24 protein-coding genes are annotated in these 25,866 nt (G+C 37.7%); 19 read left to right on the top strand and 5 right to left on the bottom strand.

Going from position 1 to position 25,866, the window contains the following annotated elements; translation table 11 throughout:
* The first annotated feature begins 427 nt into the window (after window positions 1–427).
* From xseB to clpB, 9 genes are all read left to right on the top strand, one after another.
* On the top strand, window positions 428–670 hold the full coding sequence (gene xseB / locus CLOAM_RS01560; protein WP_232502689.1) for an exodeoxyribonuclease VII small subunit: 243 nt from the start codon (window positions 428–430) through the stop codon (window positions 668–670).
* Window positions 663–1,553, top strand: a complete 891-nt coding sequence (locus CLOAM_RS01565; protein WP_015424092.1) for a polyprenyl synthetase family protein — start codon at window positions 663–665, stop codon at window positions 1,551–1,553. The genes xseB and CLOAM_RS01565 overlap by 8 nt, the downstream gene beginning before the upstream one ends.
* Entirely contained in the window at window positions 1,550–1,984 is a 435-nt protein-coding gene (gene dut, locus CLOAM_RS01570) for a dUTP diphosphatase (RefSeq protein WP_015424093.1), read from the top strand. The genes CLOAM_RS01565 and dut overlap by 4 nt, the downstream gene beginning before the upstream one ends.
* Before the next feature lie 2 nt (window positions 1,985–1,986).
* A complete protein-coding gene (gene nadA, locus CLOAM_RS01575) occupies window positions 1,987–2,898 on the top strand; it encodes a quinolinate synthase NadA (protein WP_015424094.1) in 912 nt (303 codons plus the stop codon).
* A 49-nt stretch (window positions 2,899–2,947) separates the two neighbouring features.
* Window positions 2,948–3,826: a cell division FtsX domain-containing protein gene (locus tag CLOAM_RS01580; RefSeq protein ID WP_015424095.1), complete on the top strand. Its 879-nt coding sequence runs from the start codon at window positions 2,948–2,950 to the stop codon at window positions 3,824–3,826.
* On the top strand, window positions 3,807–4,370 hold the full coding sequence (gene pgsA / locus CLOAM_RS01585; protein ID WP_044279167.1) for a CDP-diacylglycerol--glycerol-3-phosphate 3-phosphatidyltransferase: 564 nt from the start codon (window positions 3,807–3,809) through the stop codon (window positions 4,368–4,370). Before CLOAM_RS01580 ends, pgsA begins: the two co-directional genes overlap by 20 nt.
* Entirely contained in the window at window positions 4,363–5,424 is a 1,062-nt protein-coding gene (locus CLOAM_RS01590) for a DUF4837 family protein (RefSeq protein WP_015424097.1), read from the top strand. The genes pgsA and CLOAM_RS01590 overlap by 8 nt, the downstream gene beginning before the upstream one ends.
* Window positions 5,421–7,166 carry a tetratricopeptide repeat protein gene (locus tag CLOAM_RS01595; RefSeq protein ID WP_015424099.1) on the top strand — a complete coding sequence of 582 codons (1,746 nt, stop codon included), beginning with the start codon at window positions 5,421–5,423 and terminating at the stop codon, window positions 7,164–7,166. The genes CLOAM_RS01590 and CLOAM_RS01595 overlap by 4 nt, the downstream gene beginning before the upstream one ends.
* 971 nt (window positions 7,167–8,137) lie before the next feature.
* Window positions 8,138–10,714 carry an ATP-dependent chaperone ClpB gene (gene clpB, locus CLOAM_RS01600; protein WP_044278792.1) on the top strand — a complete coding sequence of 859 codons (2,577 nt, stop codon included), beginning with the start codon at window positions 8,138–8,140 and terminating at the stop codon, window positions 10,712–10,714.
* A 724-nt stretch (window positions 10,715–11,438) separates the two neighbouring features.
* Here clpB and CLOAM_RS01605 read toward each other — a convergent pair.
* From CLOAM_RS01605 to CLOAM_RS01615, 3 genes are all read right to left on the bottom strand, one after another.
* Window positions 11,439–12,719, bottom strand: a complete 1,281-nt coding sequence (locus tag CLOAM_RS01605) for a histidine--tRNA ligase (RefSeq protein ID WP_015424101.1) — start codon at window positions 12,717–12,719, stop codon at window positions 11,439–11,441.
* 344 nt (window positions 12,720–13,063) lie between these two features.
* Window positions 13,064–13,843 (bottom strand): TaqI family restriction endonuclease, encoded by a 780-nt coding sequence (locus CLOAM_RS01610; RefSeq protein ID WP_015424102.1) that lies wholly within the window; start codon window positions 13,841–13,843, stop codon window positions 13,064–13,066.
* Complete coding sequence (locus tag CLOAM_RS01615; RefSeq protein WP_015424103.1) at window positions 13,836–15,251, bottom strand: TaqI-like C-terminal specificity domain-containing protein; 1,416 nt, start codon at window positions 15,249–15,251, stop codon at window positions 13,836–13,838. Before CLOAM_RS01615 ends, CLOAM_RS01610 begins: the two co-directional genes overlap by 8 nt.
* A gap of 469 nt (window positions 15,252–15,720) precedes the next feature.
* Here CLOAM_RS01615 and CLOAM_RS01620 point away from each other — a divergent pair, with 469 nt between their 5' ends.
* Genes CLOAM_RS01620 through gpmA form a run of 3 tightly spaced genes read left to right on the top strand, consistent with a single transcriptional unit; the run spans window position 15,721 to window position 17,363 of the window.
* The gene (locus CLOAM_RS01620; RefSeq protein WP_015424105.1) at window positions 15,721–16,092 is read left to right on the top strand and encodes a RidA family protein; all 372 of its coding nucleotides are present in this window, start codon (window positions 15,721–15,723) and stop codon (window positions 16,090–16,092) included.
* Window positions 16,093–16,096: 4 nt separating this feature from the next.
* Window positions 16,097–16,600, top strand: a complete 504-nt coding sequence (locus CLOAM_RS01625) for a cob(I)yrinic acid a,c-diamide adenosyltransferase (RefSeq protein WP_015424106.1) — start codon at window positions 16,097–16,099, stop codon at window positions 16,598–16,600.
* A gap of 13 nt (window positions 16,601–16,613) precedes the next feature.
* Window positions 16,614–17,363, top strand: coding sequence for a 2,3-diphosphoglycerate-dependent phosphoglycerate mutase (gene gpmA, locus CLOAM_RS01630; protein WP_044278793.1), 750 nt, complete (start codon window positions 16,614–16,616; stop codon window positions 17,361–17,363).
* A 4-nt stretch (window positions 17,364–17,367) separates the two neighbouring features.
* Here gpmA and purE read toward each other — a convergent pair whose 3' ends face one another.
* Window positions 17,368–17,820 carry a 5-(carboxyamino)imidazole ribonucleotide mutase gene (purE, locus tag CLOAM_RS01635; RefSeq protein WP_015424108.1) on the bottom strand — a complete coding sequence of 151 codons (453 nt, stop codon included), beginning with the start codon at window positions 17,818–17,820 and terminating at the stop codon, window positions 17,368–17,370.
* A gap of 3 nt (window positions 17,821–17,823) precedes the next feature.
* Entirely contained in the window at window positions 17,824–18,492 is a 669-nt protein-coding gene (locus CLOAM_RS09175; protein WP_071818959.1) for a PTS sugar transporter subunit IIA, read from the bottom strand.
* 95 nt (window positions 18,493–18,587) lie between these two features.
* On the opposite strand from CLOAM_RS09175, the gene CLOAM_RS01650 reads away from it, so the two are divergent.
* Genes CLOAM_RS01650 through CLOAM_RS01680 form a run of 7 tightly spaced genes read left to right on the top strand, consistent with a single transcriptional unit; the run spans window position 18,588 to window position 25,737 of the window.
* Window positions 18,588–19,088 (top strand): LptE family protein, encoded by a 501-nt coding sequence (locus tag CLOAM_RS01650; RefSeq protein WP_015424110.1) that lies wholly within the window; start codon window positions 18,588–18,590, stop codon window positions 19,086–19,088.
* The gene (locus tag CLOAM_RS01655; RefSeq protein ID WP_232502690.1) at window positions 19,027–19,815 is read left to right on the top strand and encodes a pseudouridine synthase; all 789 of its coding nucleotides are present in this window, start codon (window positions 19,027–19,029) and stop codon (window positions 19,813–19,815) included. The genes CLOAM_RS01650 and CLOAM_RS01655 overlap by 62 nt, the downstream gene beginning before the upstream one ends.
* On the top strand, window positions 19,816–20,892 hold the full coding sequence (gene ychF, locus CLOAM_RS01660; RefSeq protein WP_015424112.1) for a redox-regulated ATPase YchF: 1,077 nt from the start codon (window positions 19,816–19,818) through the stop codon (window positions 20,890–20,892). It begins immediately after the preceding gene.
* 21 nt (window positions 20,893–20,913) lie between these two features.
* Complete coding sequence (locus CLOAM_RS01665; protein ID WP_015424113.1) at window positions 20,914–23,163, top strand: DNA translocase FtsK; 2,250 nt, start codon at window positions 20,914–20,916, stop codon at window positions 23,161–23,163.
* Window positions 23,150–23,770: a LolA family protein gene (locus tag CLOAM_RS01670; RefSeq protein WP_015424114.1), complete on the top strand. Its 621-nt coding sequence runs from the start codon at window positions 23,150–23,152 to the stop codon at window positions 23,768–23,770. Before CLOAM_RS01665 ends, CLOAM_RS01670 begins: the two co-directional genes overlap by 14 nt.
* Entirely contained in the window at window positions 23,767–24,822 is a 1,056-nt protein-coding gene (locus tag CLOAM_RS01675; protein ID WP_015424115.1) for a mannose-1-phosphate guanylyltransferase, read from the top strand. Before CLOAM_RS01670 ends, CLOAM_RS01675 begins: the two co-directional genes overlap by 4 nt.
* Before the next feature lie 18 nt (window positions 24,823–24,840).
* A complete protein-coding gene (locus tag CLOAM_RS01680; protein ID WP_015424116.1) occupies window positions 24,841–25,737 on the top strand; it encodes a SagB/ThcOx family dehydrogenase in 897 nt (298 codons plus the stop codon).
* Window positions 25,738–25,866: the final 129 nt, after the last annotated feature.

The following is a 25,866-nucleotide window of genomic DNA, read 5'->3' on the forward strand; positions in this document are numbered from 1 at the left end:
ACAAGGACAAGATTTGAGAATGCGTTTTTCGTCAATCTAAATCATAAAGTTAGCGCACAGATGTCATAGATGTCTCTCACAGATTTAACGGATTTTATGGATTTTATTTACCAAAACAGCGCTATATGGGTAGCCGGGGGACGCTGTTCTGGCGCAATTTTTCAGCCACCGAAAACTCCAAGAACATCAATAGCATTAAGAATTATTTATGTTATCCGCTTTATATTCTAACTATATTCTTTTTCTATCATTTATCCAATTGTTCCCAAGAGCATTGCTTACCCATTGCTCACCCATTACGGATGGCATTAGCAATGAGTAAGCAATGGGTAAGCAATGCTATTATGGGAGAAAAAAATTTGTGATTGACAAAATAACATTAGTTCTGTAAAAGGAAATAATTATAAATTATACAGGTGAGGTGAAAGTGAGTGTAGACCAGGAAAAAATTAACGCAATGAGCTTTGAAGAATCCTTAAAGGAATTGGAAAAAATTGTAGACCGCTTATCCACAGGCGAAACAAATCTTGATGAATTACTTTCGCTGTATGAAGCGGGAGTTGCTTATTTAAAACACTGTCAAAGTCGTTTAAGTTCTGCCGAGGCAAAAATTAAAATCCTCAGCGAACAGCTTTCCTCGCAACAGGTAACAGAAGGCAATAATGGATAGAAAAATTCTCCTGAAGAAGGATATGAAAGAAAAGCAGGAGCTGGTAAATATCATTTTAGACCGCTTTCTCCCGCGCAAAGATGAATATCCTAAAGACCTTCATAAGGCAATGCGTTATAGTGTTTTCGCTGGTGGCAAACGCTTGAGACCCTATTTAACAATGACTGCCTTTGAAATGTTTAATTCCAATATTGAACTTATTACTCCCGTTGCAGCAGGCATTGAAATGATTCATACTTATTCGCTGATTCATGATGATTTGCCTGATATTGACAATGACGACTTCAGGCGGGGCAAAAAATCCTGCCATACTATTTTTGGAGAAGGAGTTGCTTTGCTGGCAGGAGATGCTTTACTCCTAAGTGCTTTTGAACTAATCACTTTGGCTGAACTGGATGCAAAATTGCGTGTCCAATTTGTTCACGAATTAGCTAAAGAAGTTGGTATCAAAGGTTTAATTGCAGGTCAGATGGTAGATATTGAATCAGAAGGCAAAAAAGTGGATAAAAAAACCCTACACTATATTCACGAAAACAAAACTGCTCGTCTGATAAATCTAAGTTTGCGTTTTGGAGCTCTCGCTGGTGAAGCTAAAGAAGAGGAATTAAAAATTTTAGATGAATACGGAAAGTTGATTGGACTGGTTTTTCAGATTGTGGATGATCTTCTGGATATTGAAGGAACGCAAGAAGAACTTGGCAAAACTATCGGTAAGGATGCTGAAAGTGCCAAAGCTACTTTTCCTGCTGTTTACGGTATTGCGGAATCTCATAAAAAGGCAGAAGAACTTACAGAAAAGGCAAGAGAAATTCTTGCTCCCTTAGGGGAAAAAGCATTAAAATTGGACATTCTGGCTGAATATCTATTAGGTAGGAAAGAATGAATATTCTCGTGCAAAAACTATCTCCGACTGCTACTATCCCGCAAAAGATGACAGAAAACGCTTCTGGCTTTGATCTTTTTGCCGATATTGGCGAACCAATTATTCTAAATCCCTTGGAATGGAGACAAATTTCCACAGGCATAGCTTTAGAAATTCCCGTAGGTTATGAAGCTCAAATAAGACCTCGCAGCGGTTTATCTTCCACTTTGGGACTAAGCATTTTAAACAGTCCCGGCACTATTGATTCCGATTATCGCGGTGAAATAAAAGTGATTTTGATAAACCTTAGCCCCAATCCTATTCGGATTGAACCTGAAATGCGGATTGCACAAATTGTCTTTTGCCCTGTAATTTCTCCTCAGCTAATTGAAGCTCAAACTCTTTCTGAAAGCTTAAGGCAAGACGGGGGTTTTGGTCATACTGGACAATAAAAATGAAAAATAACGAACTGATTCAGGAAATAAAACACCTGAAGAAAGAAAAAAATGCGCTGATTTTGGCTCATAACTACCAAATTGTAGAAATTCAAGACCTCGCTGATTACCGGGGTGATTCTTTACAACTCTCTATTTTGGCGAAAGAAGTTAAAGCGCCTTTGATTGTTTTCTGCGGAGTGAAATTTATGGCAGAAACCGCTGCCATTTTAAATCCCGAATCTACAATTTTACTTCCTGCAATTGATGCCGGCTGTCCTATGGCAGATATGATAAGTTTAAGCCAGCTGAAAGCATTTAAACAAAATTATCCTGGTTCCCCGGTTGTGTGCTATGTAAATTCTTCTGTGGAAGTGAAAGCCGAAAGTGATGTTTGCTGCACATCCTCCAATGCTGTTAAGATTCTGAAGTCCTTTAGCGATGAAAAGCCGATTTTATTTGTTCCTGATCGCAATTTAGGTTCCTGGGCAGGCAAACAAAGCGGGAAAAAAGTAATTACTTGGGATGGCTACTGTCTGGTTCATCAATATGGTTTCAGTGAAGAAGATGTTTTAACTCTCAAAAACGAATATCCGGATTATAAACTTTTAGTGCATCCGGAATGCTCTCCGCAGATTATTAAATATGCCGATTTGGTAATTTCAACAGGGGGAATGGTGGATTGGGTGAAAAATAATGACAAAGCCATAATCGCTACGGAAATTGGGCTGACGGAATATCTGCAACATATCTATCCGGAAAAATCGCTTATTCCTCTTTCTCCCAAGGCAATTTGTAAAAATATGAAAAAGACCACTCTGGAAAATGTTTATAACGCTCTAAAATATAATCAGTATGTTATAAGCGTTGAACCAAACACGGCACAAAAGGCAAGAAAAGCCATAGACAGGATGCTGGAACTTTCAAGGTAAGTAAAATGCTCTTTCTATTCAACCTCCATTCTAAAAAAAGGATAACGCTATGAAAACCCGCTTTTTCCTGATTCTTTTAACCCTGATAATTTTATTCGGGGCTTGGCTTTACCTAAGCTACAATTTGGGCACAAACGAAAAAGATAAACTGGAAAAATTGGCAAATCTGCCTATCTATGCTTATGTTGCAGATACAACAAAGGTAGCTCCAATTTTAACAGAGCTGAAAACAGTTCCGGGAATTAAAAATGTGGTGCATGAAACAGCTTTGCAGGCAGCTACGGAACTGATTCAGTCCTACGGTCTTCCTTTGAATGAAGAGATGATTAAGGATTACATTTTACCTGATATAATAACAATAAATTTGCAGCCAAACCGTGTTTCCATAAGCAATAAACCCGTTATTATTGATATATTACGCTCTCATATTCCGGAAACAGATATAGACAGTCAGTCCAGTGCATATAGTTTAATAATTCAAGAACTTAGTCATTTAGGTCTATATAATATTGTGTTCAATGTATTTATTGCCGTGCTGATTTTGCTGATTTTTGTGTTTTCCCGCACTGCTTTGGAACTTAACACTCTGTTGCATTACAAAGGGATTAAATATAGTGCTTTGGAAAAAATCCGCCATCAAAGACAAGGTTTGCAACATACATTGTTAATGCTGATTGTTCCCTTACCTTTATGTCTGCTTGCCTATTTTGCTTATGTCTATTTTAAGCCCCTACCTCAGGTAATTCCCTATTGGGTGTTTTTAGTTCAAGCGGGAACTGTAATTTTGGGAACTATGATTAACTATTTTATTTTGCATAGTTTTGAACAGCAAGTTGCCCTACAGGAAAATCCTATTGAAGTGATTACTCCTCCGGAAATGGAAAGTAATGGAAACAAAGAACAGGAAAATGACACGCCATTTGCCTAATATTTTAACCGTCTTCAGGATAATTCTGGTACCGGTATTTCTCTATTTCCTATTTTTAGCTAAGCTACCGGCAAATATTTTGATAGCACTGATTATTTTCATTGTTGCCTGTTTTACGGATTATTTGGATGGAATGTTAGCTCGTAAAATGAACATAATAAGTGATTTTGGCAAGCTGATGGACCCTTTGGCAGATAAGCTGATTGTTCTTTCTGCTTTGGCTGGTTTATGTTGGCTTCCTCCTTTTCAGGTTAGTATTGTGGTCTTTTTCATAATCTTTCTGCGTGAACTTGTAATTACTATCCTGCGGGAAATTTATCAGAAAAAAGGTATTGTGGTGCCTGCGGATTTTTTCGGCAAGCTGAAAACCGTTCTGCAAATGGCAGGAATCATTGTTGCCTTTGCCTTTTGGGTATTTATTAATCCCGTTCCTCCGCTGGTAATTCTGATAATCAATATCTGGTTTTGGTTTGTGGCATTGATTACTGTGCTCAGCGGTTTAAACTATATTATTACGATAGCAAAAAGGACTAACTATGCGTAAATATATGATTTTTCTCCTGCTTTTACTGGTTCTATTCGCCTGTTCCAAAGAAGGAGGCAAAATAGACCGTTACACTATTTACGATAAAGTAATTGACCATTCCAAACCCTTAGCTATGGGAGATGACAGGGATGTGTATGTATTTTGTGATTCTCTTGCTTGGCAAGGTCTTAAACCTTTTATTGGCAGTGCTATAGAACAACAAATAATTATAGTTTATCCGGAGCAGTATTTTAACCTGGTGATGGCTGATATCAAGGATGTGAAAAGATTATCCAAATATAAAAATCTCGTTTTTATCGGTCACATGGAAAGTGATTTACCCGTTTCTGCCTATATGAAAAGAGTGCTCAGTCAGGATTTTATTAAAAGAGTGCAACAAACAGGGGGCGAACTTTTTACCAGTGAAAACCTCAATTGCTGTGATCAGATTGTGCTTTTCTTGTTAGGTAAAGATGCGAAATCCCTGCAAAAAATAGGTGCCCTACAAGCAGAAAATATTTTTTCTCTGCTCTTAAAACGCTTTACGAACCGCCAAGGTTATTATGCTTATCAGGGAAAAGTGATAGACCCCTCCTTTTTTGATAATTATCCTTTTTCCCTGAAAATTCCTGATACCTATCGTTTGTATTCCAATGATAAAGTTGGCAGGTTTCTTTGTTTTCTTTATAGAGCCCGACTGGAAAATAGAGAAATTCCCGATAAATATATTTCTGTTTACTATGAACCGATGCCGGAAAACAAAGTGGACTTAAATTGGCTGATTGCAAAACGCCAGGAAATAGGAAAAAAATACTTTGAAGGGGATGAATTTGATCCTGAACTTGTGCGGAAAGAACCCTTTACTTTTAAAAAACATCCTGGCTATCGTCTCTTAGGTGCCTGGAAAAATATGAAATATGCAATCGGAGGCGGCTTTCAAAGTTATGGCTTTTGGGATGAAAAAACCAAAACTGCTTACATTGTAGATAGCACCGTTTATTTTCCTGCTGGAGACAAACTTCCCGTTCTGGTGGAATTGTATGTTATCTCCAATTCCCTGGAAATTAAATGAAAACTATCTTGTCTTGCAAGCAGTTACTACTGTGGCTGGCTTTTTTCCTTTTGCTTTTATCTGCTTGTGCAGGACCTCAGACAACAACTCAAAGAACTATTATAGATAATTCCCAACCCAATATTCCTTCTCTTTATTATTATATTTCTGCTTCGTTAAAACATTATGAAGGGGATTTTCTAACAGCAGATAATTATTATCATCTGGCTTTGGAACAGGACTTTCGTAGCTATCAGATTAAAAAACAGATTTTAATTAATAGCGCTTTTGCCTTTTTAAGTAAACAACAGGATGCAGAAATAACGATTAGGCAATTTGACCAAGCCAGAAAAGAAATGATGTTTGATAATGATCTTTTAAATACTGCTTATTCTGTTTATAGCAATGCCAATAATGAAGAAGGACTTGCCTGGGTAGTTTCGGAAAGTGTTTTATATTATCCTTCTACTTTAAGTTTTCTGCGTAAATTCTATTTGGATTACAGCAAAAACAAAAAGGGCGATGAAAACCTTCTGGAACTTGCTCTTAAATATGCAGATAACAATCCAGAAGATATAATTCTTACCGCTAAAATGTATACCCTGGTAAATCCTAAACGCTCCGTATCTCTTTTACAAGAGGCATACGAACTGGAGCCCAAAAAAGAAACGGATAATCTGCTTAGTGAAATTACACTCCAATATCTGGGAAAAGAAGAAGCTCTGAAAAAATTCGGGACTTACAGTTATCCTGAAGATAAAGACAGGATGTTATACTTTTTGCAGATGGCAAATCGTAATCGTCGCCTGGAAGTAGTTAATACTTTAAGCCCTATATTGCTGAATACAGGTGATTCTTCTTTGATAGGAGAACTGGCTTTTTCTGCATATCTGGAAGATAAAACAGATATCTTGCAGGAAATTTCCCGCTTTTTATTAAACAAGGATGCAGACCCTCTTACTGATTCTAAAGTAGTTTCCTTTCTTTTTGCCGAAGCTCTTTTTTCCGAAAAGTTGCCGGAACCTTCCATTTATCTTGATTACTTTAATTCGGCACAAGATGTCCAAGATGTGATTTTGTATGCAATGCTGAAACGCTCTATGCAGGCAAAATCCCTTGAAAAAGAAACAAATATCCTGTTTTCGGAAGAATTTGTTTCTGCAGTTCAAAAGCGTCTGCCGGAAAATGTTTTTTCCCGTTATCTGAAAATTGCTTCACAAATTAAGTCCGTTGAAGATGAGGACTTTCTTCAAGCCAGGGCTGAACTTTGCAGTTACTTCCTGCAAAAAGACTTAGGGGAACTGGAGGATTGGACTTTCCTGCTTCAGTATTACCAAAATGAGGGCAGGGAAGAAGAAAAAATTGCTACTCTGCGTAAAGCTGTTCATAAGTTTCCGGATAATCCCTTATTTCTTAATGACTTGGGTTATTCCCTTTTGGACTATCCTCAGTTTATTGTAGAAGGTGGCTTTCTTATTCAAAGAGCTGTAGCTTTAGACCCGACAAATCCTTATTATCAAGATAGTTTAGCTTGGTTCTATTATCTAACTGCAAATTTTTCTAAGGCAGTGGAACATATCACAATTCCTATGCAAATGAAAGATGCTCCGGGAGAAATATCCTATCATATTGGAATGATTCTTTTGGCTAATCAACAAAAAGAAGAGGCAATTAAATACTTCCAATCCGCCTTGGAAGATGATCAAACCCCCATCTATCAGGAAAAAGCAAAAAAAGCACTAAACGAACTAAAAACCAACTAAACAATAGAGCAGTGGGCAAAGAAAAATATTTGATTTATATCCATTAAAAAGTTTTGTAGGAATGATAGATAAAGTTGAAGGATCTGAACCCTGCGCAAGAAAGATGAACGATAGCTTATTTCTTTTTTACAAACGAGTTCCGTAGGAACGATAGATAATAACAACGGGTTTTTAACCCGGTGCAAGGGGAAAAAACCACTCAACTACACTTCTATGAAGAAAAAAGTTCCGTAGGAACGACAGATATTAACAACGGGTTTTAACCCGGTGATAAGCAAGCAGAAAAGTCATTATCTCCTTTCCCGAGAAAAAGTTCCGTAGGAACGACAGATACTAACAACGGGTTTTAACCCAGTGATCAGGATAGCTTTAGATAGCTTATTTCTTTTTTTGAGAATGAGTTCCGGAGGAACGACAGAATTATGATTTTCTCTGATAAATTTTCATTTTTTCTGGCTAATGACCTCCTTCTCTATATAAGTCCTATCTATTTTATTGTATCTTTACCTGCTGGATCTTTTGCTTTTTCTTCTTGTTGCTTTTTGCGGATTGAAACCTACTATTAGTATCTGTCGTTCCTACGGAACTTTTTATTATAGTGGTAAGGTTTCTCTCATTTTCACCGGGTTCGAAACCCGTTGTTAGTATCTGCCATCCCTAACGGGATTTTTTTGATTTTAACAACGGGTTTTAACCCGGTGATAAGAAAGCAGAAGAGTCATTACCTCTTTTTTCCTAAGAAAAAGTTCCGTAGGAACGACAGATAATAGCGTCGGGTTTTGAACCCGGTTCAACAATTCAGAGTTTTGTGAACTCTTTGGCAAAGAAAGAAATTGTAAATTCTTTTCCCAACTGCAATATTATGTTATGATGTCAGTTACAGGAAATTAGCAGGCAGGGCAGGGGACTGCTAATTTTTTACTTGACATATAGGTAATGCTGATTATATTTTCTTTCAGTTGGAGGTAATTATGAATACACAAAGATTTACAATAAAGTCACAAGAATTGCTTGCCGATATGCAGGATTTAGCTTCCAGTTATGGACATCAGGAAATTAAAGACCTGCATTTGTTAAAGGCAATGTTAACTCAGGAAGAAGGGCTGATTCAACCTGCCTTGGAAAAACTTGAGGTTTCTATTCCCAAAGTGAAAAGCGAAGTGGAAAATGCATTGAACAAACTTCCTAAGGTAAGTGGAAGTTCACAGCAGTATTTATCTCAGGAGGTCTTGGACATATTGCATCAGGCAGAAAAGGAAGCAGACCAGTTTCAGGACGATTATATTTCTACTGAGCATTTGCTTTTGGCAATCTTAGCCAAGGGTAAGGAGGCAGCTAATATCCTGAAAAATGCCGGTTTACAAGCCGATAAACTGCTTTTGGCGCTTAAAGAATTGCGTGGCAATCAGCGTGTTACCGATCAAAATCCGGAAGCCAAATATCAGGCATTGGAAAAGTACGCGCGCAATTTAACCCGTTTAGCCAGAATGGAAAAGTTGGACCCTGTTATTGGCAGAGATGAAGAAATTCGGCGTTGCATCCAGATTTTATCCCGGAGAAGGAAAAACAATCCCGTTTTAATTGGCGAGCCGGGAGTTGGTAAAACCGCTATAGTAGAAGGTTTAGCCCGCAGAATTGTAGCTCGTGATGTGCCCGAGAATCTTTTGGACAAGGAATTACTGGAACTTGATATGGCAGCGATAGTTGCTGGAGCAAAATTCCGAGGCGAATTTGAAGAGCGCTTAAAAGCCGTACTTTCGGAGGTGGAAAAATCCGAAGGACGCATTATTCTTTTTATTGATGAATTGCATACTGTTGTTGGAGCGGGAGCTGCTGAGGGCTCAGTAGATGCATCCAATATGTTAAAACCGGCTTTAGCACGAGGAAACTTGCATTGTATTGGAGCTACAACTTTAACCGAATATAGAAAATACATTGAAAAAGATCCCGCATTAGAACGGCGTTTTCAGCCAGTTTTAGTGACGGAACCCTCCGTGGAAGATACAATTTCCATTTTAAGGGGTATCAGAGAAAAATATGAAGTTCATCATGGAGTGCAGATAAGCGATAATGCTTTGGTAGCTGCAGCTCAATTATCCGAGCGTTATATTGCCGATCGTTTTTTACCTGATAAAGCAATTGATTTGATTGATGAAGCATGTGCTTTGTTAAGAATGGAAATTGATTCCTTACCTGTAGAGCTTGATGAATCGGAAAGACGACTGCGTCAATTGGAAATAGAACGCCTTTCTTTGGCAAAGGAAAAAGACCCTCTTTCCCAGGAACGCCTGGAAAAAATCAAGGAAGAAATTGCTCAATTGAACGAAGAAAACAAAGCATTACGCCTGCGCTGGGAAAAGGAAAAACAAGTGCTGGAACAAATTCGCACTCTTAAAACTGAAATTGATACCCTTAAGGGTGAAGCTGATAAAGCAGAACGCGCAGGAAATTACGAAAAAACCGCTCAATTGCGTTATGGAACAATCGCCGCCAAGGAAAAAGAACTACAAAAATTGCTGCAGGATGAGGCAATGACCAAAAAGGACCGCCTCCTGAAAGAAATTGTGGATGAAGAAGTGATAGCCGAAGTTGTTTCCAAATGGACAGGTATACCTGTTTCCAAACTGGCGGAAAGCGAAATGCAAAAACTATTAGAACTGGAAAATGTTCTTGCCCAAAGAGTTGTAGGACAGGAAGAAGGAATTAAAGCATTGGCTAATGCTATCCGCCGCAGTCGCAGTGGATTAAGCGATGAAAACAGACCTATCGGTTCCTTTATCTTTTTAGGTCCTACGGGAGTTGGTAAAACGGAACTGGCAAAAACCCTGGCAAGTTATCTTTTTGACACTGAGAAAGCTTTGATCCGATTGGATATGAGCGAATTTATGGAAAAACATAGTGTAGCACGATTAATTGGAGCTCCTCCTGGCTATGTGGGCTATGAGGAAGGTGGATATTTAACGGAAGCAGTCCGTCGCAGACCTTATTCCGTGCTACTTTTGGATGAAATTGAAAAAGCCCATCCGGATGTTTTTAATGTCCTGCTTCAAATTTTGGATGATGGACGCCTTACAGACGGAAAAGGCAGAACGGTAGATTTCAAACACTGCGTGATAATTATGACTAGTAATATCGGTTCACAGGAAATTTATGAAGCGTCGGATAGTGAACTGGAACAAATAAAACCACGCTTGATGAATATCTTACAGCAATATTTCCGTCCCGAATTCTTAAACCGTGTGGATGATATTATTCTTTTCCACCGTTTGAATAAGGATCATATAAAAAAGATTGTGAAACTGCAATTGGATATTTTAGCATCCCGTTTGGCAAATCGCAATCTCCAGCTTGATTTTTCAGAAAATCTTATTGAGCACCTGGCAGAAGCGGGATACGATCCGGCATTCGGTGCCAGACCGCTCAAACGCATTATTCAGAAAGAAATTGAGGATACTTTAGCAAAATATATCCTGGCAGGGCAATTCACCAGTGGAAAGAAGATTATGCTGGATTGGGAACCCCATCAGGGCTTAATTATAACGCAATAACCTGCAATATTAAGTTACTTAACTAAAAGGGCTGGCTTACAATTGGATGCCAGCCCTCTTTCTTATAAATTGTTGTAACTCCGCTTTTTATTCTGCAACCTAAAATCTAAGCTGTGGACATAAAATAAGGAAGTTCCGGTTAGTTCTTCCTTAATTATATATGGTCATAATACAATGGTGTCTATCGGAAATTTGCCGAGAGACACCACGACATCTCTACCACAAATAATTAAGCAAGATACAAGCCGGTCCTCTTCGATCGCATGGAAAAAACAAAACGCAGATAAATGAAACAATTGGATTAACTGGATTATATGTTAGGGTTTTAGAATGAAAGGACTTTGAGACAATTAATTCTGGATGATAAATAGTAGAAAAAAGTTCCGTAATAACGACAGATATTAACAACGGGTTTCAACCCGGCGAACTCAGGATTTCATATACCTCAATAGTATATGTCTTGTTTTAGGTATTGTTTTTAAAATGGGTTACCGTCATCATAAGTAGTATATGCTGGATGAGTTATTAAAGTTTTATAATTTATATTGGCGCAAATGACTCCTGACTTAAAAGGCGGTTTTTATATTAAAATTGGACTGAAGCATCAAGTGCTTAAATGACAAACAGTGAGCATCGTAAGCAATAAAATCAGTGTAATCTGCGGGAAACAAATTTATTATCCCCAACATTCTGTAGATTCGGTTATCGGCATTCTATCAATTTGTTAGCTTTGCATTGCCTTTTTTGCCAGCATAATGGAAGGCAGAGTATCCCTTAAAGAGATATATTTTTGTTCTTCTTTCACCAGATTCCGAAGCAGGATTTTTCCTTCGCGGATATTATCATCACGCAGAATAAGCATTATAGGACAGTCCTTCTTTTTGGCAATAGCAATTTCTTTTTCTGCGGGTCTGCATTCAGGTGAGATAATGGTTTTAATCTGTTGTGAATGAAGTTCCTGAACTATTTGCAGGGTCATCATTTCCAGGTTTGGACTTTCAGCGCAGATATAAACAGTAAATTCAGGGTCTTTTTCCTCAAATAAGCCCCGGCTTTCCATAATTTCAAAAATGCTGTCCAAATTGAGATAAAAACCGACAGCTGGAATTCTTTTGCCTGTAATAAGTGCTGAAAGATAATCGTAGCGTCCGCCACCGCCAATAATAATTTCTTTTCCTTTGTGTTTAGCAATAAAGTCAAAAACGGTTTTATTGTAATAGGCAAAGTTCTTGTTGAGATTAGGATTAACCTTATATTGATTTCCCAGGTTTGCCTGAATTTTTTGCACTTTATTAAAATCTGTTTTACAGGAGTTACAAAGGTAATCATAAATGTGGGGTCCCTCTTGAAGGGATTTCTTGCAATCGGGATTTGCACAATGAACTTGACTGAAAGGATTGGTAGAAAGCTCACGATAACAGGAATTGCAATATTCGCTTTTATGCTCTTCCAGATATTTATTCAGGTCTGAAAAAAATGACTCCCGACAAGTAAAACAGCCATAAGAATTTAGATCAAGGCGAACTTCATTCAAACCCAGTGTCTTACAAAGCTTCATTCCTAAAGAAATTACTTCGTTTTCGGAAAGAATGCTTTCGCTGCCTAAAAGTTCCACTCCCAACTGATAAAATTCCATCTGTTGCTGATTGTTAATTCGGCGAAACATAGGACCCGAATAGTAAAAACGGTGAATTTCACCCGGATTGGTAATACGTGCTGTATGATGTAAAACACTGATTGTGCCTTCAGGACGCAAACTCAATAAACTTAATTGATCATCAGGAAGGGAAAGAGAAAGAACTCCTTTCATTGCAGTATCCGCTTCCTGACCTTGAATTAAAGCGGTTATGCCATCTTGTAAGACCTGACTATCCTGTAAAACAGAAAGACGAATCTCCTGAAAGTCGTGCAATGATAAAACCTTTTCCACTTTTTCTTCCAGGATTTTCCATTTCCAGACCTTATCTGGCATAAATTCGTGAAAACTTTGTGGTTCCTGAACCATTTTTTCTCCTCAAAAGTCCTTCACTATTAAAGATAAATCAAATAGACCAACTTGGCAATAAGATTTTAGAACCTCTCACAGATTACACAGATTACACAGATAGATTTTGAAGCAAGGATTTTAGGACATAAGGATTTGTGTCGTTCTAAATAAGTTTGCACTAAATCAAGGAAAGGAGATATTGAAAATAAGCTTTACGCCTGAAGTTAATTAGTTATGATATTTAGGGGCTGTAAACTATAACTTTTCTGTCTAATCACGCTGCATATAAATGATCTCACAAGGTCTGAGATTGTTAACTTTATCATTTGCTAAAAACTATTATTTGCCATTATGAATCATATTTACACTTCTTCACCCGATAGTTCCAAAGATATTTTATCTACCGTCTCTTTTACTTTTGTGATGTCCTCTATGTTATCTATGATAGGTAGAAGGTATGCTTCTCCGAAAACAACAAAACCATTTTTGAGACGGATAAAATATTTTTGAAATGCTTTCAGTGAATTTTGGTAACCCTTTTTATCTTTTACCCTTGGGCTTTTAATCTTCTTTTCAAATTCTTCAATATTAAAAACTGCATAAGGTATTGTTACCAATGTTTTCTTTTTGCTGGCACTACGTGCTTCTTTTCTATTACTAATTTTAGCAACTTGAAATCCGATATTTCCAACCTTAGCGTCAACCCCTCTGGCATCTAAAGCAGCATTACATTCCAGCGATAAAATCTTACCTTCTCTTGCACAAAGAAACTGAAATAAATAACAAAAATCCATTTGGGTGAGTACAGAGACCCAAGTTCTATACATTCTGGCTCTAAAACCTTTTTTGAACCAGCCGTTATTGTCCTTATCAAAATAATATTTCTTAAATTGGTTAAGTACTTCTTTACTTGGAGAATTAGTATTAATCTCTTTCCAAAAGGTATCAAACCATTCTTCAAAATCCAGAAATTGTCTTTCTTCCCAGTAATATTTAAATATTGATGCCAGAGGCAGTATCTCTTTAGGCAGATCCTGTTCAACCCATTTAATTTCTTTTAATTCTTCGCGATATTTATCCAGGGGAATGGTTACAAGAAAATCACGATATCTCTTGAAATCTTCAATTATTCTATCACTCACAAAGGTTCTCCTTTTTAATAAGTTGTAAAGTATTTTTATCAGGTACGGGCAAATTCTTTAGCTGAGTAATACTAAGATGATAAGTAATTTCCCGGTAAGTGTCTTTTACATACTTTTTTATATAATCAGAATTTAAGTATGCAACTACTTCTTCTGTTTCCAAATCAAAATGGCAGTTAAATAAACTGTTCTCTCTTACAAGATGATAAACATCACCCATCCAGGGATAACATTTTTCATCAAAAGCAGCGGCAACTTTGCCATTTTCTCTAAAGCCCAAGCCCACTACAATATGAGGGTAGCCAAAATACATTCTGATTTTGTTTACATCTTGCTTTTTAACCCAGTAACCAGTAAGATTGTTATAATTTATCATATTACATTTTAGATTTTTACCATTTAATAAAGGAAGATAATCATTTTCACCAGGTGCTTTTTCTTTCACTATTATATTACTTCTTTTTATTTCAGGAGTTCTGGGTGAAATTCTAATATTGTAAATATCTCCTAACCTATATGGACACAAGCTTTCCAATGTCTGTGTATAATCAGTGTCAAACTTAACAACTTCACCTTTCCAGTGAAAATTACTTTTTAGCGTCCTGATTTTATTATCTTGAAATTCTTTCAGTTCCAGCCGGGAGATGTATTTATCGGACTTAATAAAATTCAACACTACCGATGAAACATCTGCTTCCGGTTTAAATATATCCGCCCCTAAATAGATTATTTCCGTCTTCCCGTTTTGAGCTAAAAATAATCGGAGTTTTTTGAATTCATCCAGAATCATAAAGGTTGGGGGAACAATAAATATCAATTGTCCGTTATCTTTAAGTAAGTTAATTGATTTTTCTATAAAAGCGCCATAAACATTATATTTCCCAAACCATGTTGCATAAAGTTTTTTATATTTCTCCTTGGTTGCAGGATTTGTTTTTATAGTGTAGTGTTCAGATAAACTGGGAATACCATAAGGCGGATTACCAATAATTAAATCAAAATATGACCGAGTTTGCCATAAAAGATAATCAGCCCTATTCAAATCAATAGCATTTGCTATGTTCAAGTTAGATAAATAATTGATGATCTCCTGATTTATTTCTACTCCAAAGAGTTTTGCCTGACTAAATAGTGAGGGTTTATTTCTCTTTATTCCTAATAAAAACTGTGCTAAACCACAAGCAGGTTCTAAAATCTTAATGCCTTCTTTTTCAACATAATTCGTATCATCAATCAGGTTAACCATTAAATCAACAATCCATTCTGGCGTAAAAAACATTCCGGAATCTCGCTTTATATCCCTAAGATCGCTATTTACTATGGATTGATGAAGATTAAAGTCCATTAGCGTTTTATCTTGATTGACTAACAATTCATCTGACCTTTGCTCATCACCTATTTCTTTCATCGTCTTAATTCTCTTCCAGTCCTAAACCTGATGAGTCCTAAATGTTGGTGTCCCTTCCAAATAATAGTTTCTCAGGTTGTTCAAGGACATTTTATTGTCAGTGTTTCTCACAATCAATATAAATATATACATATAATCCTTATTTTAATCTTGTTAATTCAAGTCAAGTTCTTTTTCATAAAACTTGCATCCCCCCAAAATTATTTTGGCTGCTTTCGGCAATATCTTAATTAACTTATATAAATTATGGGAAAATATATGTCATTTCGGCTTTTATCAAATTACTAAGGAGGTGTCCGGTTATTTTACTCCTATAGTAAATAACAACATATATATAAAGGAAAATGACCTGATTCTAAACAATTTATCCTATCTGTTATAAAAATGGGGAAAACTGAGTTTCAGTTTTATCGGACTTGACAGATAGCAATGAAATTATAATATAGTAAAAAAATGTAAGGAGCATAAAATGCAATCAGTTATGACGCATCGTGCCCCGGCTGCGATAGGGCCCTATTCGCAAGCCATTCTTATGAATAACATTCTATTTGTTAGCGGCCAATTAGGAATTGATCCTGGCACTTCTCTTATACCGGAAAGTTTTGAGGAGCAGGCAAATTTGGTATTCAATAACATTAAAGCCATTTTGGATGCAGCAGGAATGGGTTTGTCAAATATCGTTAAAGTTAGTGTATTTTTAAAGGATTTGGATGATTTTACCCTGCTGAATGAAATTTATACGCGTTATTTCAGCGCACCTTATCCTGCCAGAGAAGTTGTCCAGGTTTCGCGCCTGCCCAAAAATGGCAAAATTGAGATTTCCGTAATTGCGATGAGATAACCTGATGAGTATAATTACCAAAAGTGGAGATGACGGAAAAACATCTCTATATTCCGGTGAAAGGGTCTATAAAGATGACCTGCGGGTAGAGGCATACGGCACTTTAGATGAACTAAATGCCTGGATTGGTGAATGCAGAAATCATTTAGCTAATCCTGTAGATAAAGAAAACCTTCTGGAAATTCAAAAGAATCTGTTTCGCTGTATGGGACAATTGGCAACTAAAAAAGGAACTTTTGCAAAAGCGATTACGCAAAAGGATGTGGATAATATTACGGAGCTTGTTTATTCTCTGGAAAAAAACCTGCACTTAAAGGGTTTTATTATTCCCGGCGGAAATCCTGTTTCTGCCAAGCTAGATATCTGCAGAACCGTTGCCAGAAGAGCCGAAAGAAAAATAATAGCCCTTTCCCGTAAGGAAAATATTGCTCCAGAACTGCTTAGTTATGTAAACCGACTCTCGGATTTCTTATTTGTTCTGGCAAGAAAAGAGGAAAACAAAACTTAAAAAGGAGTTAGTTATGTATAAAATAGTATTACTGCGTCACGGTGAAAGCACTTGGAACAAAGAAAATCTGTTCACGGGCTGGACAGATGTTGACCTTTCCGAAAAGGGTATAGTTGAAGCACATAATGCAGGTAAACGACTGAAGGAAGAAGGTTTTGTTTTTGAAGAAACCTGGACTTCCGTATTGAAAAGAGCTATCAGGACTTTGTGGATCGTTTTGGATGAAATGGATTTGATGTATATTCCTGTTCATCATGATTGGCGACTTAATGAACGTCACTATGGCGCTTTGCAAGGTTTGAACAAAGCTGAAACGGCTGCTAAATATGGAGAAGAACAAGTTTTACTTTGGCGTAGAAGTTATGATACACCTCCACCACCTTTGGAAAAAAGTGATCCTCGTTATCCGGGATTTGATCCCCGATATGCAAATTTAAGGGAAGATCAACTTCCTCTTTGTGAATCGCTGAAAGATACCGTTAAAAGAACAATGCCTTTCTGGAATGAAATAATTATGCCTCGTTTAGCTGCAGGCAGAAAAATGATTGTTTCTGCACACGGTAATAGTTTACGCGCTATAGTAAAAAGTTTAAGTAAAATCAGCGATGCTGATATTGTTGGTCTTAATATTCCTACCGGCATACCACTAATCTACGAATTTGATGATAATTTACAACCGGTAAAAAATTATTATCTGGCAGATAAAGCAGAACTGGAATCTGCTCAACAGGCAGTTGCCAATCAGGGTAAGGCAAAAACCTGAATCTTTAGCCCTCCAGTCCTTTTTTATAGGCAGAAAATTTCTTTTCCAGGTCTTTGTCTTTCAAAGCTAATATCTGGATAGCATACAGAGCTGCATTTTTAGCTCCGTTTATTGCCATGCAAGCAACGGGAACTCCTGAAGGCATTTGGACAATGGAAAAGAGAGCATCCAATCCATTTAAGGCACCTGAGGCAAGAGGAATACCAATTACAGGCAAAGTTGTATGAGCGGCAATAAACCCTGGTAAATGAGCAGATAAACCGGCTCCGGCAATAATTATTTCTATTCCTTCCGCTTTGGCATTTTGAGCAAGGGCAATTGTTTTTTCAGGATTGCGGTGAGCAGAAGAAATATGCAGGTCGTAAGAGACCTCAAACTCCTCCAGTATTTCCCTGGCAGGAGTAATTTTCTCCAAATCGCTTTTACTGCCTATAATAATCCTGACTTGGGGATGCATTGTTTAAGTTTGTTCGGGAATTACGGTAAGAAGTTGGTGAATTTCTTGGGCATCCTTTGCTTCAGTTAAACCCTTTAAAATATCCTGATTCATAACTAAGCGGGAAATGTAAGAAAGCGAAAAAAGGTGCTGTTTATCATTATGCAAAAGAAGCATAAAGAAAATATTCACCGGTTTGTTATCAGGAGCATCAAAATCTACAGGTTCGGAAGAACGACCAAACAAAATGCTGGGAGCTTTAATTTTAGAAGGATGCAAATGACGCGGATGAAGCAAGGCAACTCCATTACCAATGGCTGTAGAAACCAATTCTTCACGAGCTACTACAACTTCATAAAGCCAGCGTGCATCGCGCACAAGTTTCAGCTCTTTCGCCTTTTCACTTAAGATTCGGATAGCATCATATTTGTTTTCTGCCGTAAAATCCAGGAAAATGTTTTCGGGACGCATATATTCTTCAAAATGACAGATAACCCGCTTTAAAGCGAGCATTTTTTCTTCTGTCTCATTCAAATTTTCCAGCCACTCATTTAAGGAATCTTCGTCTATTTTAACATTTTTTCCTACGAGCTTACTTTCAAAAACATTCGTAGCGATCATTTCCTGAATGACTCGTTCCGAAACCTTTAACTTCTTGGCAGCTTCAGCTTTAGAGATAAATTTTTTCGCCATAAAAGAACTCCTTTTTTAGGTTTTATCATTATTTTATATCTGCTTTGGCAAGGTTTAGCTTGACAATAATATAAGCATTTTTTGAAGATGGAATAATGGTCAAGAAATTTATTTATGCGATTCTGCTTTTGGTTATCTTAAGCAGTTGTCATTATTCGGTTTATTCCAATGCTTACCCGCATTTGCGGAAAATTAGAATTCTGGCTTTTGAAAATAGAACCAGCGAATACGGGTTGGGGGATAAACTGCTTAATTATTTGAACCGGGAAATCAGGGAAGACGGAAGGTTGAAACTGGTGACAGAAGACCCCGATTGCACTCTGGAAGGAGCTATTTTAAGTTTTTCCGAAAATGTTTACAGTTACGATACAGCTAATCAAGTTCAGGATTATCAGGTAAAAATGGTCGTTTCTGTTACCTTTACCGATTTAATCAATAATACAGTGCTTTACCAAAACAGCGGTTTGACTGTAACGGAACTTTATGCAGTTGCCGAAGGAGGCACTGCCAAATTTAAAACTAAAGAGGAAGCAGTTGAAGAGCTCATCTCCAAACTCTATAAAACCATCCTCCAAAACAGTATTGAGGGCTGGTAAAACCCTTCGTCTGAACCGTTATTTAGCTGATTGCGGTTTAGGCAGCAGAAGAAAAGTAGAAGAATTCATAACTACTGGTAGAATTGCAGTAAACGGTAATTTAGTGCAAGACCTTTCCCGACAGATTATTCCCGGCAAAGATAAAGTTACTTTAGATGGAAAACCGATTCAACCCGCCAAAGAAAAGTTTTACCTAATTCTTAATAAACCGCGTGGTTATGTTGTTTCCCAAAATGATGAGCTGGGTAGAAAAACGGTTTATTCTCTTTTACCGCCAAAAGGAAAACAACTTGCTTACGCTGGACGCCTGGATAAAGAAAGTGAAGGGCTGTTGTTTTTTACTAATGACACGGCTTTAATAAATCTATTAACTCATCCCAAAAACAAAGTGGAAAAGGTTTATCGCGTAGATATCAACCGTCCCCTGAATAATATGGAACTGAATATGTTGCGTAAAGGTGTGGAAATTGAAGGGGGAAAAACTCTGCCTGCAGGTATTTTTGTAAAGTCCAAAAACGCAAACGGGATGACCTTAAAAATAGTTATTACCGAAGGCAGAAAAAGACAAATCCGCCAAATGATAGAAGCAGTTGGAGCAAAGGTTACATATTTAAAACGCTTACAGTTCGGTCCCTTAAAACTGAAAGACCTACCTGTTGGCAGATGGCGTCTATTAGAGCCCGGTGAAGTGAAAGCACTGTTATCTTTAAAGAAGGAAAAAATATAGATGAAAGCAGGAATTATCGGTCTGCCTAAAACAGGCAAAACAACTATTTTCAATGCATTAACCAGAGGTGAACAGAGCACGGATAAATATGCTCCACCCTCTTTGGAAGCCAATATTGGTGTTGTGCAAGTTGCAGATGAGCGTATTGATAAGCTTTCGGAGCTTTACAAACCTAAAAAGACAATATATGCCACAATTGAATTTCACGATTATCCCGGTATTTTTTATAAAGAGAGCGAGGTATCTGAAAATGCTTTGCTTGCAGATATTAAAAATGCAGAGGCATTTATCTTAGTTCTGCGTGGCTTTAGGGATGAAGAACTGGAGGGTCTTTTTCCTTTAGGCACCCCGATAGAACAATTTCAACACTTTCAGGAAGAAATGTTGCTATATGATTTGATTATGGCAGAAAAGCGTCTGGAAAAAATTGAACTGGGTTATAAAAGAGGAGTTAAAACCCCAGCTGTGCAAATTGAAGAAAAGGCATTACTCAAGATCAGGGACTTTCTTCAGAATAATAACCCCTTAATAAATTTGGAACTTAATCCGGAAGAAGAGAAGGCAATACGTGGTTTTCAATTCTTTTCTGCCAAGCCAATGTTGATTTTGATTAACTGCAACGAGGATAATATTAATGCTTGGGATGAGACCTTAAAAACATTTACCGAAAAGGGTTATTATGCCTATACCATTGCCGGAAAGTTTGAAGAAGAGCTTAGTAAACTGGAAAATGAAGAAGCACAAATGTTTATGGAAGATATGGGGATTAGTGAATCCATTCGTGATCGCTTAACACATTGGACTTATCAGCTGATGGGTTATATCAGTTTTTTCACTGTTGGTCCTGATGAAGTTCGTGCCTGGACAATAGAAAAAGGTGCTAATGCTGTAACTGCTGCAGGGAAAATTCATAGTGACCTGGCGCGTGGTTTTATTCGTGCAGAGTGTTTTCAGTATGATGATCTTATAACTTATGGCAGTGAAAAGGCGCTTAAAGAAAAAGGACTTTTCCGCTTGGAAGGAAAGGATTATATTGTTAAGGATGGAGATATTCTTTCCATCCGTTTTAATGTATAAAAAATCTGGGAGCAGATAACAGTGGCAAATAAACCCCAACGAAAAGTAAATAACCGAAAGACAAATAAAAAAGGAAATCCGTTAACTAAAAGGATTCTTAGCGGTATTATCTGTTTGCTGTCCTGTTTAATTATTTTATCTCTTACAGTGGGTTATATTTCCATTAAAGATGATCTGGATAACCTAAAAGCAAGCGGTAATATAATTTCCTGGTTTAAGGAAGGCAATTCCACAACTAATAATCCGGTAGGTATTTTTGGCATTGTTTGCGGTTATATTTTTATTTATCTTTTCGGTTACTGGTTTTCTTTAATCGGTTTTATTATTATAGCTATTGTAGCGTTGCATTATTTTTTAACTCCGGAATCGTTAAAACATAGGCAGAAAGGTTATCTGTTATTGATAATTATGTTTTTCCTGCAGGCATTGATTGTATCCAAGCAAGAAAACTATATACACACTGTTGTGCCTTTATTTGTTTACCGAATTTTAGCTGCTGTTTTTTCCGGCATCGGAGCCAAAATTATCCTGATTGGAGCTATGATTTTAACGGCAATTATGCTGATTGAATATGAACGATTAAAAAGCTGGATTTTAGTTGCCAGGGAAAACCTGCAACGCAAAAAGGAACAAAGAACGAAAACTGTCCAGCCAACTATTACTGCCAATAATCTTAATCCCGTTCCAAAAGCAGCAGAGGAAACGATTCCCGTTATTCAAAATCACAATCAGCCGAATCCTCCTCCGGAACCTTTTTTTGAAGATATTATAAAAATCCCTAAAGAGTATAAACCCAAGCCGGTTACTACGGAAGAAGATGCAGACCGGGAATATCAGTTACCTTCCATAGATGACTTTTTGGAAAGCCCGATTAAACTTTCCGAACGCGAACGCAAAGAAATTGAAAATCAAATTATCACTACCAGTCAAGTGTTAAAGAGCAAACTGGCAGAATTTGGTATTGAAGCGGAAGTTAAGAATGTAAATATCGGTCCTATAATTACCCAATATGAACTGGAACCCGCTAAAGGCATCAAAGTTAGCCGTTTTACTTCTTTGGCAGACGATTTGGCTTTGGCTATTAAGGCAAAATCAATCAGAGTGCAGGCACCTATTCCGGGACGAGGTTTAATAGGAATTGAAATTCCCAATCTGGCAAGAGATATGATTTATTTAAAAGACCTCTTGCTTTCGGAACAGATGCGGCAAACAACATCAAAATTAGCTTTCGGTTTAGGTAAAGATATTGCCGGAAAACCGATTGTAGCCGATTTGGCAAAAATGCCCCATCTTTTAATTGCAGGAGCTACGGGAAGCGGGAAAAGCGTTTGTATCAATACCATAATAATGAGTTTGATTATGCGCACCAAACCTGATGAACTGCGCCTTATTTTAATTGATCCCAAGCGGGTTGAACTGGCAGGTTACAATGAACTTCCTCATTTAATCGGGCAGGTTGTAACCGATGCGGACACTGCTTTGGAGACCTTTATTTGGGCAGTGCGCGAAATGGAAAGGCGTTATGAAGTTTTGCAGGAAGCTAAAGTGCGTGATATAATTGGCTACAATGAAAAATGCCGGGAAGATGAAGACCTGGAACCCCTGCCTTATATAGTTATCATAGTGGATGAATTTGCCGATTTAATTATGACCAGCGGCAAGGATATTGAAATGCCTATAACGCGTTTAGCCCAAATGTCAAGAGCTGTGGGAATGCATTTAATTTTAGCAACTCAGCGACCATCCATTAAAGTTATAACAGGAATTATCAAAGCCAATTTTCCTGCCCGGATTGCTTTTCAGGTATCTTCCCGAGTAGATTCTCGTGTTATTTTAGATATGATTGGAGCTGAACGACTTTTAGGAAATGGTGATATGCTGTTTTTACCCCCGGGAAAAGCATTACCGGAACGCATTCATGGTGCTTTTGTTTCCGATGCGGAAATTGCCAGGGTGTGTAACTTTTTGGCTACACAGCCCAAACCCAAACAGGATTTTTCGCTTGTTATTGAAAAGAATGAAGGTGTCGGCTTTTTTGATTACGATGATGAATTATTTCCCGAAGCGGCAAAAGTGGTTGTTTCCACTGGAACTGCTTCCGTTTCTATGTTGCAAAGGCATTTTAAAATTGGCTATGCCAGAGCGGGACGCTTAATTGACCTTTTAGAAAGAGCCAGAATTATAGGTCCTCATTTGGGCAGTAAGTCCCGCGATGTTTTAGCTACCCGAGAGGACTTAATCCGCATAGGAGTGATAGATGAAGACCGCTAAAATAATTACCCTTATCCTTTTACTGTGCTGTAATTTTCTTTTTGGCATCAGCAGTGAAGCATTATATCAAAAAATTGCCAAGACCTACGGAAGTTTAAGCAGTTTTCAGGCAGTTATAAAACAGGATAACTATTTTGCTCAGCTTGATAAAAGCATCACCTACCACGGAAATATCTATTTTACTAAAGGAAGAATGGTTATTCGCTATAATAAACCTTATTTTCAACGGCTAAGTGTTTCTGGTGGAATTGTTGAACTTTATGATTCTCAAAGCAATACCGTATTCCGCAGCAAGATGCGTCCTGAATTTGGAAAAATGAATCCGGTGGAAATTCTACAACTATATTGGAAAAAGTCCACTGTCAACATTCAGCAGGGTAAAGGAAACCTGGTGAATGTTTTCTTAAAACCTTTTGACGACCCGGTTATCGTATCTATAAGCGCTGTAGTAAATTCGGAAAGCGGAATAGTGCAATCTTTAACCTGGACTAATCGTAATAACGATAAAGTTACCTATAATTTTTCCAGTATCAAAACCAATGCCAAAATTCCTGCTTCCGTTTGGCAATATACCTATCCCAAAGATGTGCAGGTAGTTGAACAATGATTGCTCTTATTATGGCAGGAGGAGTGGGAACCCGTTTTTGGCCCCTCAGCAGAAAAAATCTTCCGAAACAGTTCTTACGCCTTTTTGGCGACCTTTCTCTTTTACAAATGACGGTTGAGCGTCTTTTACCCCGTTTTTCTCTTGCCGATATTTATATTGTAACAGCGAGTAGTCAGGTAGAGTTAATTAAACAACAGCTACCAAATCTTCCCCAGCAAAATATCATTATTGAACCTTTTGGAATGAACACAGCACCTTGCATAACTCTTAGCGTAGAATATCTGAAAAATATTTACGGGCAGAAAGAAACAATGCTCGTTTTGCCTGCAGACCATCTCATTCGGGATCAGGAAAAGTTTCTGGAATCGTTAAATCCTGCGAAAAGAGAAGCAGAAAAAGGGTGTTTGATTACTTTTGGTATTGTTCCGGTTTATCCTGCCACGGGATATGGCTATATTGAAGCGGGAGAAGAAATTGCACCCGGGGTCAGGAAAGTTCTCCATTTTAAGGAAAAGCCCGATAAGCAGACCGCAGAAGAATTTTTGGCAAAAGGAACTTATTTTTGGAACAGCGGTATGTTTTGCTGGTCACTGGAAAGTATTTCTACGGCGTTTGAAACCCTATTGCCCGATGTTTATGCCTTAACTAACGAAATTGGTAAGATATGGAAAAATGAAGGTTTGGATAAAGATATTGCCTCTATTTATGCCCAAATGCCGCGTATTCCTATTGATATTGGCATAATGGAAAAGGCAAATTTCCGGGGAGTTATCCCTGTTTCCTACGATTGGAGCGATGTTGGAAGCTGGAAATCGCTTGCCGATTTAACAGCAGGAGACGCGGATAATAACTATTTCTCTTCATCAGGAAAGGCAATTTCCGCTAAAAATAACTATGTTGTTTCCGATAAATTCACTGCTTTAATTGGCGTAAACAACCTTTGTTTGATTACAACCAAGGATGCTATTTTGCTTTGTAACAAAGAGATGGCGGAAGAAGTGAAGAAAATTGTGGACTACTTGGAACAACAAAATCGGCAAGACCTGCTGTAAGAAAAGGAGAAACCAAAAATGGATATGAAAACCTTTGGTTATTTGTATTACAAAACCCGGGGCTATTCCCCGGAAGATATTATTAAACAAGCAGGAATCAGTGAAGTGGATTTTGAATTTTTGGAGAAAAATCTGCAGGATGTACTCAAAGAAATTGAAATGTTAAGACCGGTTGCCGAAAATATAGGACAGGATTTTACCCGCCTAACCCGTTACATTTATGAACGTGAAAGTGACCAAACATTAGGGGTTCCCCGTCCGGATGCCATAAAAGTTCGCAGCGGAGAAATTGTCCCTTTGCCGGCAACAGGAACCTTAAAAATGCCGGAAATGCCTTTAGCCAAAGCCATTGAACAGCGTAGAAGTGTGCGTAAATATAGCGCTATTCCTCTGCAACAGGAAGAACTCTCTTTTTTGCTGTGGGCTTCTTCCTGGGCAAGAGATTTTCGTTCTTCAGAACAAATGGAAATCACTTTTCGCAATGTTCCTTCTGCCGGCTCGCGACATCCTTTGGAGACATTTTTAGACATCCGCAGAGTGGAAGGTATCAAACCCGGTTTATATTACTATCATCCTGTAAAACATTGTCTGGTTTTATACGATGATTCCCCTGAAATTGCCGCTAAAATTCACGAGGGATGTATGTTTCAGGAAATGATTCCCAAGGCGGCAGTGAACTTCATTTTAACGGCTGTTCCCTATAGAACCGTCTGGAGATATGGACAACGAGGATATCGTTATCTCTATCTGGACGCAGGACATATCGGACAAAATATCCATCTTGCAGCAGAAGCTATTGATGCCGGTGCCTGTATGATTGGCGCTTTTTTGGATGAAGCAATGAATGAGGCACTTGGTTTGGACGGCATTGAAGAATTTGTTATCTATATTGCCAGCGTAGGGAAAAAACCGTAACCTGTTTTTCCTAAAACTTTCATATTAATAATGCAATTATAACAATCATTTTATTAGTTCTAACCTGAACCTAAAAAACAAGAGAACCATTACTAACATATTTGATGTAACTAACTAAAATATGTGTAT

It is taken from the genome of Candidatus Cloacimonas acidaminovorans str. Evry, from assembly GCF_000146065.2.
GTDB classification, from domain to species: Bacteria; Cloacimonadota; Cloacimonadia; order Cloacimonadales; family Cloacimonadaceae; genus Cloacimonas; species Cloacimonas acidaminivorans.